This is a genomic window from Spirochaeta isovalerica, assembly GCF_014207565.1.
Classification (GTDB): Bacteria; Spirochaetota; Spirochaetia; order DSM-2461; family DSM-2461; genus Spirochaeta_F; species Spirochaeta_F isovalerica.
The window spans coordinates 746,326-769,220 of sequence record NZ_JACHGJ010000001.1 but is presented as its reverse complement, the minus strand read 5'-3'; the positions used below and the strand labels follow the sequence as shown (position 1 = coordinate 769,220).

Genomic DNA, 22,895 nt, shown 5'->3' with positions numbered 1-22,895 from the left:
GAAGTGGCAAAAAAAATATTGGTAGTAGATGATTCAGCAGCTATCAGACAGAGTGTAACATTCGTTCTGCAGCAGGAAGGCTATGAAACAATAGAAGCCGCTGATGGTGCTGAAGGTCTGGAAAAAATAAAAGGATCAGCGGTCGATATGGTTGTTTCCGATGTCAATATGCCTAATATGGATGGCATAACGATGGTTTCTAAAATCCGGGAACTTTCGGAATTCCGCTTCATTCCCATAATTATACTGACAACGGAATCCCAGTCCTCCAAGATGGAAGAAGGGAAGGCCGCCGGAGCTACAGGATGGATTGTGAAACCCTTTACTTCTGATAAGCTTCTGGCTGTTGTCAAAAAACTGCTGGGTTGAGGTCAGTCTTCTCTTGGAAAAAAGAATACTAATCGTTGAAGATGAAGGTATAGTCGCCCTCGATATCCAGTCCAGGTTGGAAAGCCATGGATACGGTGTCATTGACATAGTCTCAACCGGCAGCCGGGCCATTGAAATCGCCAAAGAGGAAGTTCCTGATCTGATTCTTATGGATATCAACCTCAAAGGCTCGATTGATGGAATTGAAACAGCTTCTCTTATAAGAAGGGCTGTTGATTGTCCTATCATTTTTCTCACAGCTTTTGCTGATGAGAAAACAATGAAAAAGGCCAGGATCTCAGATGCGTCAGGTTACATCCTGAAACCTTTCCGGGAGGGAGAACTTCTCGTTACCATTGAACTGGCTATCAAGCGTGATGATGTCAGAAAAAAAATCCAGGATAACAGCAACTGGCTATACAGCACTCTCAATAATATGAACGATGCGGTTATTACCGTATCGGAAGAAAACAGGGTGATATTCTTTAACAGGAAAGCCGGGGAACTGATGGATTATGATTTATCTCCCGGTGATATTTTCGAGATCGACGATTACATTTTTTCAGAAAAAGGCAGAATGCGATTTCGAAAAGGTGAGCGGGAGATTGAAATTGAGTACTCCCGAACAGAAATCTTTGAGGATGATCAGAAGCTGGGCCAGGTGCATTTTATACATGACATCACCAAACAGGTCGCCTATGAGATCGGTCTGGAGAAAGCCCGCCGGGCGGCAGAAGATGCCAGCCGGGCTAAAAATGATTTTCTGGCCAATATAACTCATGAACTGCGAACTCCTCTGAATACCATTATCGGAATGAACAGCATAGTATCAGAGCTCTCGACAGATAGCGAACTAAAGGAAATGCATGAGCTGATCGGGAAGGCCGCAGACAGGTTGTTGAAACAGGTTAACGAACTGCTTGAACTGGCGGAAATTGATAGAGGTGTAATAAAGATTTTAACCAGCCGTTTTTCCGTAAAAGCATTGATAGAAGAGGTCGCGGAAACTTTCCGTCAGCAGGCTGAATTAAAATCTATAGATTTGCTGGTTTCCACAGGAGATCTGCCTGTGATCGTTGCAGATAAAAACAAAATACGCGAAATTATCTCCTGTCTGCTCAGTAATGCCTTTAAGTTTACCCAGAATGGACATATTGAGATTTCAGCCCGTGTCGATAAAGGGGCTCTGATTCTTTGTTTTAAAGACACGGGAATCGGTCTAAGCGACGATCAGAAAAAGAGGATTTTCCAGCTTTTTACACAGGTCGATGGCTCGAGAACCAGATATTATGGTGGAGTTGGAGTCGGTCTGACTCTGGTGAATAAATTGGTACAACTGCTCAACGGCTCACTGGAAGTGGAAAGCGAGCTTTCAGAAGGCAGTACTTTCACTATTCAGATCCCTGTAGAAATAAGTTCCGATCAGAAAACTGTTGAAATCGTTCAGGAAACCGAAGCTGGTGTTTCCCGCGAAGCCAGCGGGATGGAAAAGGAACTGATCTCTCTGGTGGAAGAACTTAAAATATTTTTTGAAAAAAAAGAATATGATAAATGCAATCGCAGAATACGGGAATTCCGCTCTCAACATAAAATCGTGGAACTGAATTTCGAATCGGAAGCTCTCTTCAGATTAGCAGCTGCGGTTAAGTTGAAAAACATAGATAAATTAAATAAGATTCACATGGAACTGACCTCACATATCGTCAGTTCTTCAGGAGGAGTTTATGAGAATTCTTATAGTTGAAGATGATTTTGGAAGTCGAGTTCTTATGAAAAAGCTTCTGGCCGGATACGGGAGTTGTGATGTCGTTGTCGATGGAGAGGAAGCCCTCAGCTCTTTTAAAATGGCATGGGAAGAAAAAGCTCCCTACAACCTTATTATGATGGATATCATGCTGCCCGAAATGGATGGGCAGGAGGCGCTCCAGCAGATCAGGGCTTATGAAAAAGAGATCGGTCTTTCCGACGTCGACAGAGTTAAAGTCATTATGACCACAGCTCTGGGAGATCCCAAAAATGTCGTTACGGCTTATAATAAAGGTGAAGCGTCGTCCTATATTGTCAAACCTGTGGAAATAGCTCAGCTAAAGCAGGAAATGTCCAAATTGGGTTTTGAAGAACAATAACTTGATTGATGAATAAAAAATCTATCCTCATTGTTGAAGATGAGGCGATCGTTTCGCTTGATCTCTCAATGCTTCTTGAAAAAGCCGGTTATGATATCAATCGTATCTGCAGTTCCAGTGACGATCTTTTTAACGATTTCGAAAAATATCCCCGCCCGGACCTGATTCTGATGGATATTAATATAAAAGGCCTTCTCGATGGCTTGGATTCTTCACTTAAAATTAAAGAGCTCTATGACATCCCGGTTATTTTTCTGACTGCTTATGCAGACAAATCCACACTTGAAAAAGCAAAAAACTCATATCCCTACGGATATATTATAAAGCCTTACGATAAGCGAAGGCTGCTCGTCATTATTGAAATGGCTCTGAATATGATTCATCTGGAAGAGAAACTCAAGGAAAGAGAAGCTCTCTTCGTTTCTACATTCGACAGCATTGATGATTCGGTAATTATCTGTGACAAAGAAAATATCATCAAATATATCAATCCGGCAGCGGTAAAGCTGGTAGGACCGGGAGAATTGACTGGGCGTTTATTTGATGATGTCTTTAAGATTAATTACTCCCTCAATGGAAAAAGAGGAGAATTTACCGATACTGAAGGCAATTTAAGAACACTGGAGATTAACCAGACCTATTTACAGGGAAATATAGGAAATAAGGGTACTTCTGTAAGAATCCTGACGGATATAACGCTGCAGCTTTATCTCGAAGCGCAATTGAGAGAGTCTCATAAAATGGAAGCGGTCGGCCGTCTGGCAGGAGGTGTGGCACACGATTTTAATAATCTTTTAACAGTCATAATGGGATACTGTTCTCTTATTCTCGATAATGAGAATCTTATGCAATGTGAGCCGACTCTGGAAAATGATATTAAAGGAATACAGACCACATCTAAAAAAGCCGTAAAGCTGACAAAGCAGCTTTTAACTTTTTCCGAAAATCAGGTACACAATCCCAGAAACATTGATCTTAACTCAATCATAATCGATCTGGAAAGAATTCTCGAAAGAATGGTTCCTGAATCAGTGTCTCTTGATATATCGCTTACTCCCTCCGAAGCCATAATCAGTATTGATCCTGTTCAAATGGAACAGATTCTCATTAATCTTGTTGTGAATTCCCGTGACGCCATTCAGGAGAAAGGCAAAATAAAAGTCTCAACGGAAATTGTGAAAAACGCCAGGGAAATATATCTCCGATCCGGAAAATTACCTCCGGGAGAATATGTGAAAATCAGTGTGGAAGACAGCGGAACGGGGATTCCCGCTGAAATTCAATCCATGATATTTGAACCGTTCTTTTCGACAAAGGGGGGGAAGGGCAGCGGACTCGGCTTATCCACAGTTTATGGGATCATACAGAATTCCGGTGGTTTCATAGATCTCAAAAGCAGCGCAGGTCAGGGAACCCTTTTCGAACTCTATTTCAAAAGACTTGAATCAGTCGTCACGGGAAATAAACCCTCTATGAAATCTTCTATCGATGACCTGGGAAATGAATCCATTCTGGTTGTAGAAGAAGATGAATTTGTCCGCTCTATCATGGTGAGAATTCTCAGGAACAAAAAATACAATGTAACCGATACCGGATATGCGGGAGAGGCTATTCTCATTGCCGAAAAGAGGAATCCTCCTTTCGATCTTCTCATAACCGATCTCTATATGCCGAATATTTCCGGAGAAGAGCTGAGTCGTCGAATTACAGCATTTTCACCATCTATGAAAACTATGTTTACTTCGACGGCTCATAAAAGTAACAGCCAATTGAGCTACTTTATTCAGAAGCCTTTTGACCCCGATGATTTTTCCGGACTTATCAGGAACTGTCTCGACAGTAATTGATGATTTCGCCTTCTTGAGATATGATTCCTCCTATGAATAGTGACCAGTCCAAAATAAGGAATTTTTGCATCATCGCCCATATCGATCATGGTAAATCAACTCTGGCTGACCGTTTTCTTCAGAAAACCGAAGTCGTTAATGATCGGAATTTTCAGAATCAGATGCTCGATTCCATGGATATTGAAAGAGAAAGGGGAATCACAATTAAATCTCAAGCCGTCACAATCCCTTTTCACAGTAAAGACGGAAATGAATATGAATTGAATCTGGTCGACACCCCGGGACATGTCGACTTTTCTTATGAGGTTTCCCGGGCAATTTCCTCCTGCGAAGGAGCCTTACTTCTCATTGATGCTACTCAGGGCGTGGAAGCTCAGACCCTGTCCAACATGTTTATGGCTATGGAACACGATCTGGAGATCATACCAGTCATTAACAAGATGGATTTGCCAAGTGCTGATCTCGAAAGAGTCAAGCATCAGATTGAACATGATCTCGGACTTGATTCTGAAATGGCTTTTCCCATCTCGGCAAAAACGGGATTGGGCATCGATGAACTGATGGAAGGACTTGTCGAGTGGATTCCCGCACCATCAGGCGAGAGATCAAATCCCCCTAAAGCTCTAATTTTCGATTCTCATTATGATCCCTACAGGGGAGTTGTCATTCATGTGAGAATGTTTGATGGAGAGCTGAAGGAAGGAGATGAAATTAAATTCATGTCCAATAATGCCGAGTACAAAGTGGAAGACGTCGGGGTATTTAAAATCGGACTTGATAAAACCGGGAAAATACAGGCTGGCGATGTCGGCTATTTCATTGCGGGAATAAAAAATATTTCCGATGTCAGAGTCGGTGATACTGTAACATCGAAAAAGAATCCCTGCTCAGAGCCCTGTGAGGGCTTCAGAGAAGTCAAACCGGTTGTTTTCTCATCCATATACCCGATTGATACAAATCAGTATCAGGAGCTTCATACAGCCATCGATAAACTGAAGCTCAATGATGCCTCATTGATTTATGAGAAAGACTCATCCGCCGCTCTGGGATTCGGTTTCCGCTGCGGCTTTCTGGGACTTCTTCACCTCGAGGTTGTCCAGGCAAGGCTGGAAAGGGAATTCGGTTTGAACATTGTTCTGACTTCTCCTTCCGTTCGGTACAGGCTGACCAATATGAAAGGGGAAACATACTATCTCGATAATCCGGCCGAATATCCCGATCCCGGTTCAATCGAAAAAGCGGAAGAGCCCTATATCAAAGCGGCAATTATCACACCGACTGATTATCTTGGAAATATTATGACTCTCTGTATGAATAAGAGAGGCATACAGCAGGAAATGAATTACCTTGATGAGAAGCGCGTCGAGATTTTCTATGAAATGCCGCTCGCCGAGGTCCTCTTCGATTTCTATGATAAACTGAAATCCATCAGCAGGGGTTATGCTTCATTTGACTATGAATTACACGGATTCAAGGAAACCTCACTCGCTAAGCTGGACATTCTCCTCAACGGGGAGGTAGTCGATGCTCTCAGTCAGCTTGTCTTTAAAGACAATGCCCATGAAAGAGGCAAAAGTGTCTGCAAGAAGCTCAAAGGTGAGATTCCCCGTCAACAGTTTAAAATTCCTATCCAGGCGGCTATCGGCAATACAATAGTAGCCAGGGAAACTATCAGCGCCCTCAGAAAAGATGTAACGGCAAAATGCTATGGCGGTGATATTACCAGGAAGAAAAAGCTTCTGGAAAAACAGAAGGAAGGAAAGAAGCGAATGAAGATGGTCGGTAATGTGGAACTGCCTCAGGAAGCTTTCCTGGCGGTACTGCGCACCGATGAAGACTGACCTATTAGTTTTTCAGTATTCTTTCGATAAGCCCGGAATATTCCCGGGCTTTTTTTACAGCTCTTGAAACAAATGACAGATCGTTAACAGGATGAGGAAGTTTGTCCGGAAAATCTATATAGATATAATCTACCTGAACTAAAGCATTCATAAGCTCCTGAGGTATCTCTGAATTGTTCGACTGAATAAATTTGTCCCATAAACTGATGACGAAAGACAGCAGATTCTGCTCATTCTCCAGAAATCCCCTTGAGTCAAATGTGTGAATTGTTTTACAGGGAATTTCTGCTCCGGTATTTTCCTGAGAAGAGATGATCTCTGATAACTCTTTCTCATCGACAAAGGGAATATTCAGGGGGAATCCTTCCCGGGATAGATCAAAAACCCTGTTGCTGTCTCTCAGCAGCTCGCTTAACAACCGGCCGTATCCGCTCAGAATGGAATCTGTTGTGATTTCCGTCTCTGGTATCTTGCCTTGAAGTTTTATTATGTTTCTTCTTCTGATACCGGAATTGTTGGTCAGCGGATGTAAACGGTCGTTCGATCTGAGTATGGATTTTATAAAAGGACTGCCTTTGCTGTGACTTTTTCCGGGAATATAAGAGAAATCAAGACCGGTCAGGAAAATCGGTTCGCTGAAAATGGTTAAGGCCGAATAGACAGCGGCAACACCGACTGAACCTAATGGGGGAATTTCAATTAATGATAACCCGAATTCTTTCAGGCGGTTGATCAGAATCGTTTCAGCAAAATCTGTAAAGGTAAAATACACCCGGCCATTGTTGAGACGGCATACGGCGGGATATGACGTTAAATCCGCCAGTAGTTCGAAAGAGCTGCTTCCCGTATTGTGAAAGTCCCCGAGATTATAAAATTGCGCTTCCAGGGCAAAAACAAGATCAGGTTCAATATGGGCATCGAGCAGAGTTGAAAGGGCCGTATCGACAGCAATTAAATATAAATGATTCCTATGCTCTCTGATAATATTAATTGTTGAGTCCAGGGAAGGACCGGCTCCGCAAACCACAATCATTTTACCCGAATTATCCGGTAAATCAGATTGGACTAATTCCAGATTTTGAAAGATGTTGCGAATCCACAAAGCCCCCAGTTTGTTCAAAGTCAGCCGGTTTTTCCAGAAGGTATTTAAATGCAAGGCGGCGAAGTTGATTAATGTATCATAAATATCTTTATTCAGATTATAGCCGCTATTGAGAAATATGGCTTTAGATCGTCTGAACCGCCAGGATCCCAACCTGTCAATCATCGTTTTCAACTGTTCTCGCGTATCGAGTCTGACCAGTTCAAATCGGCTATGAGATTTCAGACTCCCTGAGCTCATAGATAATTTCATCAATTCCTGATCACATTCTATTCCCAGAAGAAAAGATGACTCGGGTAAACGGGTTAATAATATATCGACACCGTACATGAGGAGCGGCGAGGGTAAAAGATAAAGCGTATCCTCATCCAGTTCCTGATTCAAAGCGATACGTTCGGGAGTTTTAGAGGGATTGTAACGGGAGTAAAGGCTCTGACCTTTGTAATTAATTGAAAAACCCCTGCCTGTATCTACAGTCAGGGGTAATTCGGAACTCACTGATTAATAACCTCAGTTAGCGTAAAATATTTTAGCATAAGTTCTCAGAAAATTGTTTTCCAGTTTGTCTGAAGAAAGAACGATATTCTGAAGATCCGACTGCATATATCCGGTTATTTCAGATTCAATCTGATATTTGTAATAAGCCATGCTATCTTCGGGAATCGCAGTCGATTCCTGGGTTCCGGCCAGCTGCGCGACAATGATATTGTTTCCCAGAACGAGGGGATCGGAAACTTCACCCTCATCGGAAAGTGCGAAAAGTCTTTCCAGGAAGAGTTCGTCATATGCTGCGCTTGAGAACGCCGGATCCTGATTTGTTGCATTTGTTATGCTGCTGGGAATCATTCTGTTGTTTCCGTAGTTCACTGCGAAATATCCGGAAGTACCGTTCTGTATATTCATGGCAGCTGCTGTTGTAAGGAAATCGGAATCATTCTCCAATCTTCCTGAGAACTCATTTCCTTTTGCTACGAGACTGTCTTCGATGAGACCTTTTTCATTGCGGGACATATAGACTTTAACGTCGTCCAGAAATTCTTGTGAAACGAGATCGGGCATAGAAGGAGTGCTTATCATCTGATAGATAACCCAGCCGTATGTTGTCTTTATTACAGGGCTGATCTCTCTATCATTCAAAGCGAATATGTTGTTAGTCGCATCTTCTGATTCCACATCATTAAGAACTTCGTAAAAGTAAAGTTCTCCGGCATTTCCGCCTTCAGCTGCAAAATTGTCCTGTGATTCGGCAATAGCGGCATCTCTGAAAGAGATCTCCTCTTTGTTGATCCTGTCCAGAAGTTTTTCAGCTGCTTCCTGTGATGTATATACAGTAATTTTGTTTAGCGAAGCTTTTGTAAATTTTTCGAGGTTGGTTGAGGCATAGGATCTGAAAAAATCATCATCCAGACTGTCGGCATTGAAAACAGCGTAATTAAACTTTTTCTCTTCAGAACCCATATTCGCTACAAAATCGAGAAGCGAATCATTTCTATAAGCACCGTACATGACATCAGTAAGGTACTGTTCACGCAACAGCTCTTCTTTTAACTGATTTCGTAAATCAAATTTAACCTGAGTGCTGGCGTTTCTGTAAGCTTCTTCATTGAATACACCATCTACTTTAAAGGGACCTCTTTCTACTACAGCTTTATCAATCTGTTTGTCTGAGATCGTGACACCGCTGTTCATAAGGCTGTCTTCTATGGCTTTCTGAATAACTGTCTGATTGAAAGCGGTCTGCCATACCAGCTGTCTTTTGTATTCGACATTGTCGGAAAAAGTATCGGAATCTCTGTAAATGTTGTTGATATACTCAATCTGTCTTGCAAAATAATTACCGGGGACATAATCTATCTTTGTTTTTCCGTAACGTCCGAAAACCAGTTCTTCAGCTGAAGAGGCAGACTGTGACAACGCCGGAACCAGAATGAAAGCAACGATTGTAATAACAAGAATCGTACTTGTTCCTATCAGAACCCCTATATTTCTATGATGTTTCACACCTTTTTTCTTAAACGCATTTGACTTAGTGTCTTTTGACATGATTTTTCCTTATAACAGTGAAGTAAAACTTAGAAAAAAATAGCATGAAGAGGAATAAACTGTCAACGATAAGAACCGCCTGTAAAGCTCTCAAAAAAAAAGCACATGATTATCTGTTGTATATATTGACAAATCATTTATATGCGTTTAATCTCACATCGTTATGGAGGCGTAGCGAAGTTGGTTATCGCGCCGGCCTGTCAAGCCGGAGATCGCGGGTTCGAGGCCCGTCGCTTCCGTACATCGGGAACATCGAAAGATGTTCCTTTTTTATTACCCCGAGTCTCATGTCGCTTCATTACACATATATCAGTCTTTTTATATAAAACAGTGATTTTTCCTTTAATATTTGCTTCGGGAAAGTCGTAATTATAAGAGAAATGATAAACAGACATACTCTTTTAAAAGTTATATTGACATCTTTTATTGTAATCTCTCTAAGCGGCCAGTCAATCAATCACACCGTTCAGAAAGGTGATACCCTATATAGCCTGTCCAGAAAATACGACGTTACCGTAGATCTGATCATGGAGCGGAATGGACTTTCGTCTCCAAATGAACTAAAAACGGGAATTATTTTACAAATTCCTCAGAATCATTTGGATTATAATGAAAACAACTGGTATATTGAAAGTTCAGAATACTTTGTGAAAAAGGGGGATACTTTATACAGCATTTCCCGTAGAAATGGAATGTCTGTTGAAGAACTCAGATCTCTTAACAGTCTATCGGATAATCATGTACTTCATATCGGCGACAGGTTGCTGGTTAAATCGAGTTCCGAAGCTGGTAATGGGGGGCAACAGCCATTACCGGAACCCGAAAAGCCGGATAGCGGAGATAACGGTCTCATATGGCCTGTCTCAGGTACGAGGTATAAGATGGACGGTAAGCTTGAAGGTGTGAGAATCAACGGAGAGGCGTATTCCTACGTCAGGTCCATCGCTGCAGGAAAAGTCGTTTTGGCTGAACCGTACCGTGGGTTCGGCAATGTCATATTGATAGATGTAAATGGTTACATTTACCTATATGGTGGCAACGAGGACATCTTTGTGAATGTCGGTGAAGAAGTAAAGGCCGGAACCCGAATAGGACGACTGGGAGTATCTGAAGACGGAAAGCAGGATATGTTTTTCTCCGTTTTTAAAGATGGCAAACCAGTAGACACTTATACTGCGCCGAGAGGCTGATCCGATTAGTATCAATCATTTGTTCTCATCCACTGCAACAGGGGCAAACATTGAAACAAATGATCGAAAGTGAGACCGTTTCAAAGGTACAGACTCTCCCATTCAATTCGGATGATGGACAGGGTTACATCAATGAAACAGATCCTCTCGCGCTTTACTTGAAACAGATCTCCCGATATCCGCTTCTCAATGTCGATGAAGAACAGGAAATCGGTGCAGGAATTAAAGCAGTAAAAGACGAAATTGAAGATCTCAAAGAAAATTTAGCCAACGGGGCATGCCTGCAGGCTGATTTTGAAATTCAGAACAAAGTCGGGGAAGAACGTCTTCTCACTTTAAAAAACCGAATGATTAATGCCAATCTCCGATTGGTCGTTTCCATCGCCAAAAAATATCAGCATAGGGGACTGTCTTTGCTGGATCTAATTGATGAAGGCAACATAGGACTTATAGAAGCAGTAGACAGGTTCGACTACACTAAGGGCTGCCGGTTTTCAACTTACGGAACCTGGTGGATCAGACAGGCTATCATTAAATCTCTTGCCGATAAGGGACGGGTTATCCGGATCCCTATTCATATGCTCAATACCATAAAAAAGTGTTATTTCGTTGCGAAATATCTCACGCAGGAATATGGGCGCGATCCAACGGCGGAAGAGCTGGCTGACTACATGAATCTTCCCACTTCAAAAGTGAAAGAGATCATGAAATTGTCACAGGAAACAGCTTCTCTCGATATTACTGTCGATGATGATAACGTAACGAGACTGTCCGATCTTATTAAAGACGATAATTCTCAGGAACCTTTTGAAAGTGTTTTTAATATGGCTTTACAGGACACTTTGGAAGAAGTTCTGAAACAGCTGAGCGAACGTGAGATGAAAATTATTCAGTACCGTTACGGTCTGGCCGGAGAAGGACCTTTTACACTTGAGGAAACCGGAAAAATGCTCGGAATCACTAGAGAGCGAGTCAGACAGATTCAGGAAAAAGCTATCTGCAAATTGAGAAAGTTTAAAATCATCAAAGATTTACAGGAATATATTTAAATAGATAAATCCTGATAAAAATCCCGGTTTACGGGATTTTTTTTTTGTTCGAGATATAAATCATATTGTGCAATTATCTGATTCCAATCATATCGTTTGTTCTTTTCAACCAGTTTACGTAATAGCTGGGGATCGTAATGACTGATCAGTTTCTTCAGTTTGTTAATCAGATCTTTTTTATTTTTATATAGGCAGAACTTATGAAATTCTTCGGGTATTATCTCTTTATATGATAGGCGGTTCGGTAAGAGAGGAAAATTTCCGCTTCCGATGGCTTCGATTATCGAAATTCCGAAATTTTCCTGAAAAGCCGTGCTTATTACGATATTTCCCGAATTCAAAATGGCTTTGTAATCTGAATAATTTTCAGCATAGCCGAAGTGTATAATCCGGTCTTTCAGTTTTTGTTCAGCGATTGAAAAAATTTCAGGAGATGTTGTATACCGCTCCCCCAGGACCGCGAGGCTGAAAGGAATGCCTTCCGAGTCCAGCTCAAAGAGAACTTCAAAAAAATCTTCGGGATTTTTGTCATGTTCCCAGCGGTGATTCCAGATTATCACAGGGTTTTCAGGTCTCTCTACAGGTATATATGGTTCCGGATCAAGATGACATCCCGGAGGGATCACCTGACATTTTGTTTGTATTTTCTCTATTGAACTCGAAGGTCTAAAGTCGGGGAAACGGGAGAGAAAGGGAGGTATCCCTTTCAGAAAAGCCTTCATATGAAATTCTGAGTTGAAAATGATAGAGTCTGCGCAAAGAGCTGATATGAAATCAGTAAATCCATAGTGAAGGTCTTCTGTTTCGCCTTCAGCTAAAGGATAGAGAATCTGATTTTCGTGGAAATAGAGAATAACAGGTGGTAAGTCCGGACCGGCGAGTGCTTTAAAATCACTGACAGAAAGCATATTGGAGACTATTATCGCCTCATATCGCATCAAATCTTTTATGTGTTGAACTGCGTATACTGAAGCGCCTCTCATACGCCATTTCCAGAATCTGGCCGGAAGTGAATATAAATCGATTTCATGACAGCTTTTTTGGATTAAGCCATCTGCAAAGTATTTATGAGAGCCACCGTAAAAAGGTTCAATAAATAGAAATCTGCTCATTATTCTACTATATAATTAAATAAGATTGTTTTCAGCGGCACTACTTTAATAAGAGGTAATTATCAGCTAATATTTTCTGACAGGAAAAATTGCAAATGGAGATAAATATGGATAAAAAAGAGATATTGAATAAAGCTAAAGCCTATATCGAAGAAGAAAAGAACCCTTTTTTCAGAAATCAGGTTCAGGAACTGATTGACAGGAATGATCTGGATGAACTGAATGAGAGGTTTTACAAGGAACTGGATTTCGGAACAGGCGGACTTCGGGGTGAAATCGGTGGAGGATACAATCGCATGAACTCCTACACTGTTTCCAAAGCGACCCAGGGACTGGCGACCTATATGGTTAAAAATGTCAGGGAAGAGGATCGTATCGCCGTTATTTCCTATGACAGCCGGAACTTTTCCGATAATTTTTCCGAAGAGGCGGCATTAGTTCTGGCGGGGAACGGCATCAAAACCTATCTTTTCAGCGGCTTAAGGCCGACTCCTGTACTTTCATTTGCTGTTCGTGAACTCCATGCAACGGCCGGCATCATGGTTACGGCCAGTCATAATCCGGCAAAATATAACGGTTATAAAGTGTTCTGGAGCGATGGGGCTCAGGTCACTCCTCCCCATGACACTGGAATAATCAAAGAAGTCAGGGCCGTTACATCGGAAATAAAAAAAATCTCCAGAGAAGACGCTATCAGCAAAGGTCTTCTGGTTATGATTGACAGTGAAGTGGACGAACCATATGAAAAAATGGTTGTATCCCAGACACTGCGTCCGGAACTGGTTAAAGAGAAAGGTAAGGATCTAAAAATCGTTTATACACCACTCCACGGCGCCGGAAATGTTCCCGTGAATAATGCACTTAAAAAAATGGGTATTGCGGTCTTCACCGTACCGGAGCAGGAAAAACCCGATGGAGATTTTCCTACGGTGGCTTTTCCCAACCCGGAAATCACCGAAGCCATGGAGCTGGCTCTCAAATACGGTAAACAGGAAAACGCCGACCTCATAATGGGAACCGACCCGGATTCTGACCGGCTGGGTATTGCCGTGCCGGAGAATGGAGAATTCCGCTTAATTACCGGTAATCAGCTGGGAGCACTTCTGGCGGATTATATTTTCAGAACGAGAAAAGAACTTGGAACCCTTCCTTCCAACGGCGCATTTATCAACACGATTGTCACCTCGGACCTTCAAATCAAAATCGCCGAAGCCTATGGAATAAAGACTTTTAAAGTTCTTACGGGTTTCAAATATATAGGTCTGAAAATCAGAGAGTTTGAAGAGAAGGAAAACTATACATATTTATTCGGCGGGGAAGAGAGTTACGGCTTTCTGGTCGGTACAGCTGCCAGAGACAAAGATGCTGTTTCTGCTGCGACCATGACGGCTGAGATGGCATTATGGAACGTTACCCAGGGAAGATCGGTGCTTGATCATCTCAATGAGATTTATGAGAAGTACGGATATTATCAGGAAGCTCTGTTTTCCAATTACTTTGAAGGTCAGCAGGGAGCTGCCGTCATGGATAATCTTATGGCCGGTTTGAGAGCCGAGCCACCGGTGTCGTTCGGTGGAATAAAAATCGCAGAAATCATTGATTATAAGAATGGAACAACGAAATACACCAGTTCCGGAAAAGTCGAAAAGAATATTGAACTTCCATCATCCAATGTTCTTCAGTTTATTCTCGAAGAGGGAAGCCTTGTAACGGTCAGGCCCTCCGGAACAGAACCTAAAATCAAGTTCTATGCGTCTTGCTGTGAAAAGCCGGGTATGGAAATCGAAGAAGCGAAAGCCGGTACGACAGCCAAGATCTCTGCTATTGAAGCACAAGTAAAGGAAATGGTCAGCCGGGCGGCGAAATAGGTAAAACAGAGGGGGGATTTGCCCCCCTTTTTATTACCAGCTACATTCAGATCTTAATTCAACAGGATAAGGGATAGAGCCGATCAAAAATTCTTTCGTTTAATAGCTGCCAGCTCGGCTTCTTTGAAGATATCCCTTATATCCGATTCATCGGTAATATTCCGATCCATCTGTTCCTGAAGGTTCTCGAGGTATTTTTCTTCCATATTATAGAGATTGGTTTCCAGTTCTCCTGACCAGATATACCGGATAAGTTCTTTGCGATCCTGAGGGAAAGAGAGCAGCTTCTGCGCTTCTCCGATAGATAGAAACCAGCGTATATCATCAATTTCAAGATTGTACTCTTTCATTAGCTCTTTGATTGTCATAAAAGAGATAGTAACAGCAAAATGACATTTCAGGAAGATTGCTTGATTTAATATTTAAGTCACTGTACAGTTTCAAAATATGAAAATGATCTATAAACTGGATTTTCTTAAAAGCGAAACTCCGGATTTTACAGTTTTTGATCTGGAAACCACCGGATTGAGCAACAGAAGAGACCGTATTGTTGAAATCGGAGCCGTCAGGTATTCGGGAGGAATCATTACCGATTCGATGAATGAAGTCATCAATCCCGGTATTCCGATCCCTCCCTCAGCCAGTTCCATTCATGGCATTTATGATAGGGACGTTATAGGCAAACCGTTTATTGAAGAGGTTCTTCCGCGATTTCTCAATCTGATCGCAGGGTCGGTTCTCGTTGCACATAATGCCTCATTTGATGTGGGATTTATGCGCAAAGCTTTAGGTCGGGCAGAAATGGATGTACCAGAGATTCCGGTTCTTGATACAATTGCTCTGGCTAAAGCTGCCTGGCCGGGAAGAAGAAGCTATTCTCTCCAGAATCTGGCCGTTTTTCTGGCAATAAATGTCAGAAAGGCCCATAGTGCTGAAGACGACAGCAGAGTCTGTCTTGAACTCCTTAAAAAGGGGCTTGAAGTTTATCGAAAAGGAAGTGTAAATGAATGATATTACTGTTTATACAGATGGCGGCTGTACGGGAAATCCGGGACCGGGAGGCTGGGCCGCTGTATTATTATATGACGGAAACGAAGTCCGGTTGTCAGGTGGAGAAGAATCCACGACAAATAATAAAATGGAGCTTACGGCTGTCATAAAAGCTCTGTCCCATATCAATGAGAACAGTGATCTGAGAAACAGAAAAGTTGAAATATTTACAGACTCCCAGTATGTGAAGAACGGATTGACACAATGGATTTTCAACTGGATCAGAAACGGTTGGAAAACAGCCGCAAAAAAGCCGGTTAAGAATAAAGAATTCTGGCTGGCTCTGAAAAATGAAGCCGATAAGCTCGAACTGATGTGGAATTGGGTAAAAGGCCATTCCGGCGATGAGTATAATGAACTTTGTGATTCCCTGGTTGAAGAAGAGAGATTAAAGTTCAGCTGAAATTGAAGCATCGTTATGGAAATCTCCGTATTCCAGAAGTATGGAGGTTTTCATGGGTGTTTTCAGTTATGCATCGGCCGGATTTGATGGTACGATTATTTCCATTGAGGTCGATGTCAGAAGGGGTATTCCCGGTATAGATATCGTCGGCCTGCCCGACGTCGCTGTCAAGGAGTCCCGGGAAAGAATCAGAATTGCCGTAAAAAGAAGCGGTTTCCAGTTTCCCCGGGACAGGCTGCTTGTCAACATGGCTCCTGCAGGTGTCAGGAAAGAGGGTGCTTCACACGACCTTTCCATCGCAGCCGAGATCATGTTCGCTTCCGAAGCTATTGCAAGACCTCCTGAACTGAATATTATGATTCTCGGAGAACTGATGCTCGGCGGAGAAATACGCCCCGTCAAAGGCGTGCTTTCAGCTGTAGCATCCGGTCTGTCAGAGGGGATCGATACTTTTATAATACCCGATGCGAATGTGGCGGAAGCTTCCGTACCCGGAGGGGGACGAATCTTCGGTTTATCCCACCTGAAAGAACTTCCGGAAATTATTCATGCTGTCGCCTCCGGTTCGAAGGGGAACAGGTCGAATCCGGTTATATTAAATAAAGGGAATACAAAAGACTCAGCTCCCGATTTTGAGGATCTGATGGGACAGCCTGTTTTACGTCGTTCCATGGAAATCTGTGCAGCCGGTATGCACAACATACTTCTTTTCGGGCCTCCGGGCTCGGGAAAAACCATGGCCAGTTTGCGGCTTCCGGGAATTCTTCCGGATTTATCCATAGATGAATCGCTGGAGGTAACGCGCATCTGGTCTCAGGCCGGAAGGCTTCCCGAAGGCGTCGCTGTCATTCGTGACAGACCTTTCCGGATGCCCCATCACTCCGCTTCTAAAGAGGGTATTGTCGGCGGCGGTTCGGAAATCCTGCCCGGAGAAGTTTCTCTGGCTCACCGGGGAGTGCTGTTTCTCGATGAAACACCGGAATTCGGCGCCAGTTTGCTTCAGGGGATGAGAGAGCCAATCGAAAACGGGAAGATTTCCATCGCCAGAGCGGGAAATTCCTATTGGTATCCCGCCGACTTTCAACTGGTCATGGCGGCCAATCCCTGTCCCTGCGGTAACCTCGGGAAGGAGGGCAGCGCCTGCGTCTGTTCGGCTAATGAGATCCACCGGTACTGGAAGAAGATCGGCGGGGCGCTGCTTGACCGGATTGATATGCGGGTGCCTGTGAAGCCCGTCGATCCGGCTTATCTGCTGGAAGGGGTGAGCGAATCAAGTCTTAGTATCAGGACTAGGGTTGAGTCCGCTGTGAAGATGCAGGAGGAACGGTTTGCCGATGAGGTTTTCTCACGGAATGCAAGGATTCCGGCGGGAGCAGTGAAGAAATATTGTAAACTCGATGAGGAGACCCGTGTTTTGTTCACTGAAACAGTGAGTAAGCTTTCGCTATCCTCCAGAGCTTGTCATTCGGTTTTGAAGATTGCCCGGACCATTGCAGATCTGGAGGAAAGTTCTGACATCCAAAAAGATCATTTTCTGGAAGCGGTGTATTACAGGCGTTATGGTGATCGGGATATATTCTGGAATGCATATTAAAAAATTTCATTCAATAACTGCATTTATGGGTAGGCATAGAGGTAAATGGCAAGAACAGGAACACAAAGGTCCTTTTCTCCATAAAGAAATTGATAAAAAAAGGCACTCGCAGGGGGTGCCGTGTCTTTTATGAAGAATAGGACAATTCTGATTCTATAATGGCTGTCAATTCGAGGATCTCAGAATTGACGCCGGTTCTTTTTAATCTTTCGATAACCCTGGTCAGTAATTCCCGATCGGCACTTTCAGCCAGAGAAGATATAAAATCTGTCAATTCTCTGTCTTCGCCCATCATAATGAAATTTTCATATCCTTCATCAGTACCGCTCAGGTAAAATGAGTAAGCCAGACGTCTTTTATCTCCTATGGTCTCCAGATAAGGTTTAAGTTCCTTTGCGAAAGATATAAAACTATCATTTCCGGCTTCACCGAGCAATTCACAGAATTGAATAGCTATAGATGTGTTTGTGCGGGGGTTGAGTTTTTCCAGAGCGGATGAAATAAGATCCAGTCTTTCTTTGCCGGCGATTCCGATCGATGATAGAGTTCTTACAGCTTCTTCCCGTATAGACATATCTCTTTCCCGGCCGGCAATTGCAATGATCTTTTCTACTGAGTCGTCGGTGAGACCGGACATCTGCCCCAGAGCTTTCAGTGAAAAGTATCGGAGCTGAGCATATTTGGCGTCTCTCATATTCGCAGCGGTTATAAGAGTCTGTTCCACATTCACAGAGGGGTGGTCGAAGCCAGCAGCGCCGAGGGCTCTGACCGCATTGATTCTCACATCCAGAGGTTCGGTTTCATTGGAAACCATTTTATTGAGGGCTGTCGTGATTCTCAGATTACCAGCAGGACGGATTCTGTACAAAGCCAGGGTTGAGAATCTTTTTACTTCCGGATCTTCCGAGTCCAGCATAGCCAGGAGGCTGTTAATTGATCCCTCATCGGGCAGTTCGGCAAATAACCGTGCAGCCTGTTGTTGGAACAGCAGATCCTTGTTTATGTTGACACTGCGTGCGAGGGATGCCGTCAGCGCAGTGCTGTCCGATCGAAATAAGGCTTTTGAAGCGTCATAAGCGGCTCTCCTCAGCTCCGGTTCAGAAGAGGATAGCTCTGCAAGTATGCCATTTACCCCTTTTATTCCGTCTCTGTGATTGCCTATTGCTTCCAGGCAACTGATTTTGAGCTCGAGAGATGTCTGAGGATTCTGTAACAGATTGCTGAGAGATGGGACAATGGACTGATTCTCTATCCCCGCCGCTCTGTCTACCAGCGTAAGAAGGACAGTTTCTGACCTTTCTTTTTTGAATAATCCGAGAAGTGACGCCACTGTCGCCTGGTCATTAAAGGCGGCAAGACCGTTCACTGCACTGATTCTCAATCCCGGATCAGCCGAATTCAGATATTCGGCCAGAGCTGCGGAGATCCGGCGGTCTTTTGTCCCGGCAGCCGCAATTTTTCCAAGAGAATCCAAAACCGCTTTAAGAAGTGGTTCCGATAACTCTTCTTCATTGAGGATCGACAGAAGGGGTTGCAGGCTTTCTCTGGCCCCCATTGATCCGAGCGCCCGTATAATCTCTATTTTTTTATTATCATCGGGGTTTTCCTCTAAAGCGATAAGAAGAAGATCCAGCGCCTCCAGGTTGCCGATCGCTCCCAGAGAACGAATGCTGCTTACGGAATAAGAAGTATGGGAGACCAGGGGAATTATATAAGGTATGCCCCGGGAAGAGCGGATCAGACCCAATGTGTATAAAGCGGTTTCAACAGCTTCGTTGTTACTCTGTTCCCGTATAAGAGTGTTTATAAGGGTTGATTCGAGAATCTCTTTTTCGTTTTCTGTCATGGGTTCCGGAAGAGGATAGCCTTTCTCAAGCATGGAATACAGAGAGCTTTTTGCAGCTGAAAACTGATTCTCAGCCTGATTGCCTTCTTTTTTATAAGCTTGATTCATCTCTTCGAGAAAACCGGACATTTCAGCCATGGCCACTCTTCGAGCGGAAGGGGGGAGATATAATCCATATTCACCCATGGCTATCCTTTTTTCAATCAATTGGCTTATTGAGGAACCGTAGTTCAAACCGATCAGCTCGTTAATCGTCCCTTCGGGACTGTTCAGAGCATCTCTGACCGACTCAAGAGTTCTGACAGGAAAATAACGGTAATTTGTTTTTATATACTCGAGGGTTTCCTGTACCTGCAGCTGATCATCCTGGACGAGAAAATCGGAAATCCTTTCGTCCATGTCATCGAGACGATCCAGTTTTCCGTTTTTATTTAAATCGATGTAATTATCTCTGATCTCGGGAAATATCTGTCTTAGACGGTTCCCCAATGGTGTAGAAACAATATCGGCTGAAAGGGAATGTCCAAGTGCAATAATTAAAAATGTGATAAGAATTTTATGTTTCATTGGTGTATCCTAAATGAAGATAGATGGATTGACAACAATTTTTGAAGCTTGTTATCTCTTCTATATTTTATTAGGATGCATAAAATGAAAAAAATTCTATTAACAGCTATTGCTATTATTTCTCTCTCAACTATTCATGCTCAGCAGAGCAAGGACTCATCCTCAGACCGGATCCTTTCGAAACTGAATGCGGAAGAAATGGATGAGCTTAAGAGAGAAGGCGTTGTGTTCCGGCTTGGCAGAACAAGGAGAGGATTGTTTTATACACCGGAAACAGGATTGGCAGACAACATTGTGTTAAGACACGATTCAATTGATCCCGATGTAACAGTCGAGGCCTTTTTTTCAGTTCCCTATCCATATGATATGCCTGAGACTCAAATAGACAGAGACCTGATCCTTTATAATATTGTTCGTGAGGTCAGCCATATTAGCGGAGTTCAATACTGGTCAAGAACCAAGGAGCGCTATAGAACTCTTTTCGAAGACGTTTATGTAGTTGGCGAAGATAAAAAGCCTTTATATGATATGCCCGTTTTTGAAATTCCCGAATACGATTCTTTTGAAATACATATGAAAGAGGCCAATCTCGGACGGGATTATTATCTCGCAGAATACCGGTATGACGGCCGGAACATGTCTTTTTCATTGACTAATACCAGCAACGTCACATTTTTACTTAAAGTTGTCGGCAGTGAGAATATGCAGATAGATCTTCTTCTGATGCCCGGCGAGGAAGAAATCCTGATTTACGGATATTGTGGTGTAAAGCTGGCCAATCCCGGTTTCGTTAACAAAATCATGGATCCCTATTCTTCTTTTTTCAGAAGGTTGTACGCCATGGAAATCTGGTTTGAGAATTCTCTGCTGGGAACTGAAACCCTTCCCGATAAAGATATCCTCGACAGAGAGAGAGGTTAAAAAAAAGGGGGTCCCGCCCCCTTTTTTTTATTTGAAAAGCTCTTTTATTTCTTTTGAATACATTTCGTTAATCACATGCCTCTTGATTTCCTGTTTGGCGGATAATTCCTTTCCGATCTCAAAATCATTGGCCAGAATCCTGAATTTGAAGATTCTCTCAAAACTCTTAAAACCGTTTTTAGGGCTGATCTGCTCCTGAATGATATCGTTCATCATTTCGTTGACTTCCGGTGTATCCACAAGATCATCAACATACATATATGATATGGAATTCTCTTTAGCCCAGGATTCGATCATTTCAAGATCTGGAATTATCAACGCAGCCAGATATTTCTGATCCTGTCCGAGAAGCACAGCTTTGCTTATATACAGAGATTCGCTCAGCTTTTCTTCAATCGGCGAAGGCTCGATATTTTCTCCTCCGAGTAAAACGACAGTATCTTTGGCGCGGCCCATGATCGTCAGCTCATTATTAATTGTTAACATTCCCAGGTCGCCTGTATTGAGCCAGCCATTGCTGTCGATAGCCAGTTTCGTCTGCTCTTCCATTTTGTAGTATCCGAGCATGATCTGAGGACCTCTGGCCAGAACAAGACCTTTGTTTCCGGGAGGAAGAACGTTAGCGTTCTCGTCGACGATTTTTATTTCGGTACCGGGAAAAACCGGACCTACCGTACCCGGAACAGGGTGGCTCTGCTTGCGGACTCCGAGAACAGGTGCGGACTCTGTGAGACCATAACCTTCCAGTACAAGTATACCGGCCGCTGAGAAAAACTCATCTACAGCAGCGGGAAGTGCACCCCCACCGGAAATCCCGGCAACAAAATTTCCCCCGAGCCTTGCTTTTATGGATTTGAATACAAGGATATCCCCCAGTTTTTTCAAAGGGAAAAGAAGTATAAAAGGAATGATGGATAATACAATTTCTACGGCTCTTGAGCGTTTTCTGTATTCCGGTCTCAAACCGTACAGCATATTTCTGAATAAATTGAAACTCTTTCCCACTGATACAAAGAAATGGAACAGCGCTTTTTTGGCGCCGCCTGCCGCGTTGACTTTCTTGTAAACTCCCGACATAACAGCTTCCCAGATTCTGGGTACCGATGCCATCCAGGTCGGTTTGATCGCCGCAAAATCGGCCAGAAAAATGCTGCCGACCGGTTTGGAGTAGCAAAGGGCGTTTCCCGCACCGATCGAGACATACTGCATTATCCTTTCGAAGGAATGCCAAACCGGAAGAACGCATAACCACTTGTCTGAAGGCTTGAGGTCAAGCAGTTCCGGTACGCCGTGTACCTGATGGAGGAAGTTATTATGGGAGAGCATAACTCCTTTGGGAGTTCCCGTTGTTCCCGAAGTGAAAATGATCGTCGCAAGATCGTCTTTCTCGCCTTTTTCAATTTCTCTCACGACAAGATCGGGATCTTTAGCCAGTTCGGCCTTACCAATATCCATAATCTCATTAAAAGTATGAAAGTTTATATGCTTGACTTCCTCGGCTATATCTTCATCTTTGATATCGCTGTCCAGGATAATTATGTCCTTGAGAAGCGGCATTTCACCTATTTTCTGAGCAATCTTTTTTATCTGGGAACTGCTTTCCAGAATCGTAATCCTGCTCTCGGAAAAACTGAGAATATAGGCGATTTCTTCTGCGTTGGAATCGCAGCCTCTAGGAATATCCGCCGCGCCGATCGACAGTGTTCCGAGATCGGCTATGAGCCATTCTTTCCTGTTTTCCGAGATAAGGCCGACATGGTCTCCCCGTTTAATTCCCTTGTCCATAAGCCCGGCTCCGAAGCATTGGACTTCATAATAAAAATCCTTATACGATGTGGGCTGGAATGTTTTCGAACTGTCTTTGCTGTATTGAGCGGCATTTTCCGGATATTTTTCAGATATTTCTTTTAAAAGCTTTGGTAGGGTCTGACTCATAATACCTCCGATCGTTTTTTACCTTTTTATTA

General features: G+C 43.1%; 18 protein-coding genes and 1 tRNA gene. 13 read left to right on the top strand and 6 right to left on the bottom strand.

Annotation, left to right across the window (positions count from 1 at the left end):
• Positions 1–3: 3 nt before the first annotated feature.
• Genes HNR50_RS03255 through lepA form a run of 5 tightly spaced genes read left to right on the top strand, consistent with a single transcriptional unit; the run spans position 4 to position 6,183 of the window.
• Positions 4–369, top strand: a complete 366-nt coding sequence (locus HNR50_RS03255) for a response regulator (RefSeq protein WP_184743667.1) — start codon at positions 4–6, stop codon at positions 367–369.
• 13 nt (positions 370–382) lie between these two features.
• The gene (locus tag HNR50_RS03250; RefSeq protein ID WP_184743664.1) at positions 383–2,113 is read left to right on the top strand and encodes an ATP-binding protein; all 1,731 of its coding nucleotides are present in this window, start codon (positions 383–385) and stop codon (positions 2,111–2,113) included.
• A complete protein-coding gene (locus HNR50_RS03245) occupies positions 2,094–2,495 on the top strand; it encodes a response regulator (protein WP_184743661.1) in 402 nt (133 codons plus the stop codon). The genes HNR50_RS03250 and HNR50_RS03245 overlap by 20 nt, the downstream gene beginning before the upstream one ends.
• 8 nt (positions 2,496–2,503) lie before the next feature.
• Positions 2,504–4,342 carry an ATP-binding response regulator gene (locus HNR50_RS03240; protein ID WP_184743658.1) on the top strand — a complete coding sequence of 613 codons (1,839 nt, stop codon included), beginning with the start codon at positions 2,504–2,506 and terminating at the stop codon, positions 4,340–4,342.
• Positions 4,343–4,374: 32 nt separating this feature from the next.
• On the top strand, positions 4,375–6,183 hold the full coding sequence (lepA, locus tag HNR50_RS03235; protein ID WP_184743654.1) for a translation elongation factor 4: 1,809 nt from the start codon (positions 4,375–4,377) through the stop codon (positions 6,181–6,183).
• Between the two features lie 4 nt (positions 6,184–6,187).
• Here lepA and HNR50_RS22275 read toward each other — a convergent pair whose 3' ends face one another.
• Positions 6,188–7,783, bottom strand: a complete 1,596-nt coding sequence (locus HNR50_RS22275; RefSeq protein ID WP_184743651.1) for a 6-hydroxymethylpterin diphosphokinase MptE-like protein — start codon at positions 7,781–7,783, stop codon at positions 6,188–6,190.
• 12 nt (positions 7,784–7,795) lie between these two features.
• The gene (locus HNR50_RS03225) at positions 7,796–9,328 is read right to left on the bottom strand and encodes a SurA N-terminal domain-containing protein (protein WP_184743648.1); all 1,533 of its coding nucleotides are present in this window, start codon (positions 9,326–9,328) and stop codon (positions 7,796–7,798) included.
• Between the two features lie 165 nt (positions 9,329–9,493).
• Here HNR50_RS03225 and HNR50_RS03220 point away from each other — a divergent pair.
• The 3 genes from HNR50_RS03220 to HNR50_RS03210 all read left to right on the top strand — a co-directional run bounded on the left by HNR50_RS03220 (position 9,494) and on the right by HNR50_RS03210 (position 11,567).
• Positions 9,494–9,567: transfer RNA gene (locus tag HNR50_RS03220), tRNA-Asp, on the top strand.
• 141 nt (positions 9,568–9,708) lie between these two features.
• Positions 9,709–10,518: a LysM peptidoglycan-binding domain-containing protein gene (locus HNR50_RS03215; protein ID WP_184743645.1), complete on the top strand. Its 810-nt coding sequence runs from the start codon at positions 9,709–9,711 to the stop codon at positions 10,516–10,518.
• Positions 10,519–10,577: 59 nt separating this feature from the next.
• Complete coding sequence (locus tag HNR50_RS03210; RefSeq protein WP_184744459.1) at positions 10,578–11,567, top strand: sigma-70 family RNA polymerase sigma factor; 990 nt, start codon at positions 10,578–10,580, stop codon at positions 11,565–11,567.
• On the opposite strand, the gene HNR50_RS03205 is transcribed toward HNR50_RS03210, so the two are convergent.
• Positions 11,564–12,679, bottom strand: coding sequence for a tRNA-queuosine alpha-mannosyltransferase domain-containing protein (locus HNR50_RS03205; RefSeq protein WP_184743642.1), 1,116 nt, complete (start codon positions 12,677–12,679; stop codon positions 11,564–11,566). The genes HNR50_RS03210 and HNR50_RS03205 overlap by 4 nt on opposite strands.
• A gap of 107 nt (positions 12,680–12,786) precedes the next feature.
• Here HNR50_RS03205 and HNR50_RS03200 point away from each other — a divergent pair, with 107 nt between their 5' ends.
• Positions 12,787–14,547: a phospho-sugar mutase gene (locus HNR50_RS03200; protein ID WP_184743639.1), complete on the top strand. Its 1,761-nt coding sequence runs from the start codon at positions 12,787–12,789 to the stop codon at positions 14,545–14,547.
• An 83-nt stretch (positions 14,548–14,630) separates the two neighbouring features.
• Here HNR50_RS03200 and HNR50_RS03195 read toward each other — a convergent pair whose 3' ends face one another.
• Positions 14,631–14,915, bottom strand: a complete 285-nt coding sequence (locus tag HNR50_RS03195; protein WP_184743637.1) for a hypothetical protein — start codon at positions 14,913–14,915, stop codon at positions 14,631–14,633.
• A gap of 79 nt (positions 14,916–14,994) precedes the next feature.
• On the opposite strand from HNR50_RS03195, the gene HNR50_RS03190 reads away from it, so the two are divergent.
• From HNR50_RS03190 to HNR50_RS03180, 3 genes are read left to right on the top strand one after another with little or no spacing between them, the layout of a single operon-like run.
• On the top strand, positions 14,995–15,558 hold the full coding sequence (locus tag HNR50_RS03190; RefSeq protein WP_184743634.1) for a 3'-5' exonuclease: 564 nt from the start codon (positions 14,995–14,997) through the stop codon (positions 15,556–15,558).
• Positions 15,551–16,000, top strand: a complete 450-nt coding sequence (rnhA, locus tag HNR50_RS03185; RefSeq protein ID WP_184743628.1) for a ribonuclease HI — start codon at positions 15,551–15,553, stop codon at positions 15,998–16,000. The genes HNR50_RS03190 and rnhA overlap by 8 nt, the downstream gene beginning before the upstream one ends.
• Before the next feature lie 52 nt (positions 16,001–16,052).
• Positions 16,053–17,594, top strand: a complete 1,542-nt coding sequence (locus tag HNR50_RS03180) for a YifB family Mg chelatase-like AAA ATPase (RefSeq protein ID WP_184743626.1) — start codon at positions 16,053–16,055, stop codon at positions 17,592–17,594.
• Positions 17,595–17,721: 127 nt separating this feature from the next.
• Here the strand turns inward: HNR50_RS03180 and HNR50_RS03175 are convergent, their stop codons facing one another.
• Positions 17,722–20,007, bottom strand: coding sequence for a HEAT repeat domain-containing protein (locus HNR50_RS03175; RefSeq protein ID WP_184743625.1), 2,286 nt, complete (start codon positions 20,005–20,007; stop codon positions 17,722–17,724).
• A gap of 84 nt (positions 20,008–20,091) precedes the next feature.
• Between HNR50_RS03175 and HNR50_RS03170 the strand changes: the two genes are divergently transcribed.
• Complete coding sequence (locus tag HNR50_RS03170) at positions 20,092–20,928, top strand: DUF6675 family protein (RefSeq protein WP_184743623.1); 837 nt, start codon at positions 20,092–20,094, stop codon at positions 20,926–20,928.
• A gap of 27 nt (positions 20,929–20,955) precedes the next feature.
• On the opposite strand, the gene HNR50_RS03165 is transcribed toward HNR50_RS03170, so the two are convergent.
• Positions 20,956–22,863, bottom strand: coding sequence for an AMP-dependent synthetase/ligase (locus HNR50_RS03165; RefSeq protein WP_184743607.1), 1,908 nt, complete (start codon positions 22,861–22,863; stop codon positions 20,956–20,958).
• Between the last annotated feature and the right edge of the window lie 32 nt (positions 22,864–22,895).

Bases quoted from the DNA above. Each gene is read 5' to 3' on its own strand.
- HNR50_RS03170 (WP_184743623.1), top strand. From the start codon at position 20,092: ATGAAAAAAATTCTATTAACAGCTATTGCTATTATTTCTCTCTCAACT.
- HNR50_RS03190 (WP_184743634.1), top strand. From the start codon at position 14,995: ATGAAAATGATCTATAAACTGGATTTTCTTAAAAGCGAAACTCCGGAT.
- HNR50_RS03210 (WP_184744459.1), top strand. From the start codon at position 10,578: ATGATCGAAAGTGAGACCGTTTCAAAGGTACAGACTCTCCCATTCAAT.
- HNR50_RS03215 (WP_184743645.1), top strand. From the start codon at position 9,709: ATGATAAACAGACATACTCTTTTAAAAGTTATATTGACATCTTTTATT.
- HNR50_RS03245 (WP_184743661.1), top strand. From the start codon at position 2,094: ATGAGAATTCTTATAGTTGAAGATGATTTTGGAAGTCGAGTTCTTATG.
- HNR50_RS03165 (WP_184743607.1), bottom strand. From the start codon at position 22,863: ATGAGTCAGACCCTACCAAAGCTTTTAAAAGAAATATCTGAAAAATAT.
- HNR50_RS03175 (WP_184743625.1), bottom strand. From the start codon at position 20,007: ATGAAACATAAAATTCTTATCACATTTTTAATTATTGCACTTGGACAT.
- HNR50_RS03200 (WP_184743639.1), top strand. From the start codon at position 12,787: ATGGATAAAAAAGAGATATTGAATAAAGCTAAAGCCTATATCGAAGAA.
- HNR50_RS03195 (WP_184743637.1), bottom strand. From the start codon at position 14,915: ATGACAATCAAAGAGCTAATGAAAGAGTACAATCTTGAAATTGATGAT.
- lepA (WP_184743654.1), top strand. From the start codon at position 4,375: ATGAATAGTGACCAGTCCAAAATAAGGAATTTTTGCATCATCGCCCAT.
- HNR50_RS03180 (WP_184743626.1), top strand. From the start codon at position 16,053: ATGGGTGTTTTCAGTTATGCATCGGCCGGATTTGATGGTACGATTATT.
- HNR50_RS03240 (WP_184743658.1), top strand. From the start codon at position 2,504: ATGAATAAAAAATCTATCCTCATTGTTGAAGATGAGGCGATCGTTTCG.
- HNR50_RS03205 (WP_184743642.1), bottom strand. From the start codon at position 12,679: ATGAGCAGATTTCTATTTATTGAACCTTTTTACGGTGGCTCTCATAAA.
- rnhA (WP_184743628.1), top strand. From the start codon at position 15,551: ATGAATGATATTACTGTTTATACAGATGGCGGCTGTACGGGAAATCCG.
- HNR50_RS03225 (WP_184743648.1), bottom strand. From the start codon at position 9,328: ATGTCAAAAGACACTAAGTCAAATGCGTTTAAGAAAAAAGGTGTGAAA.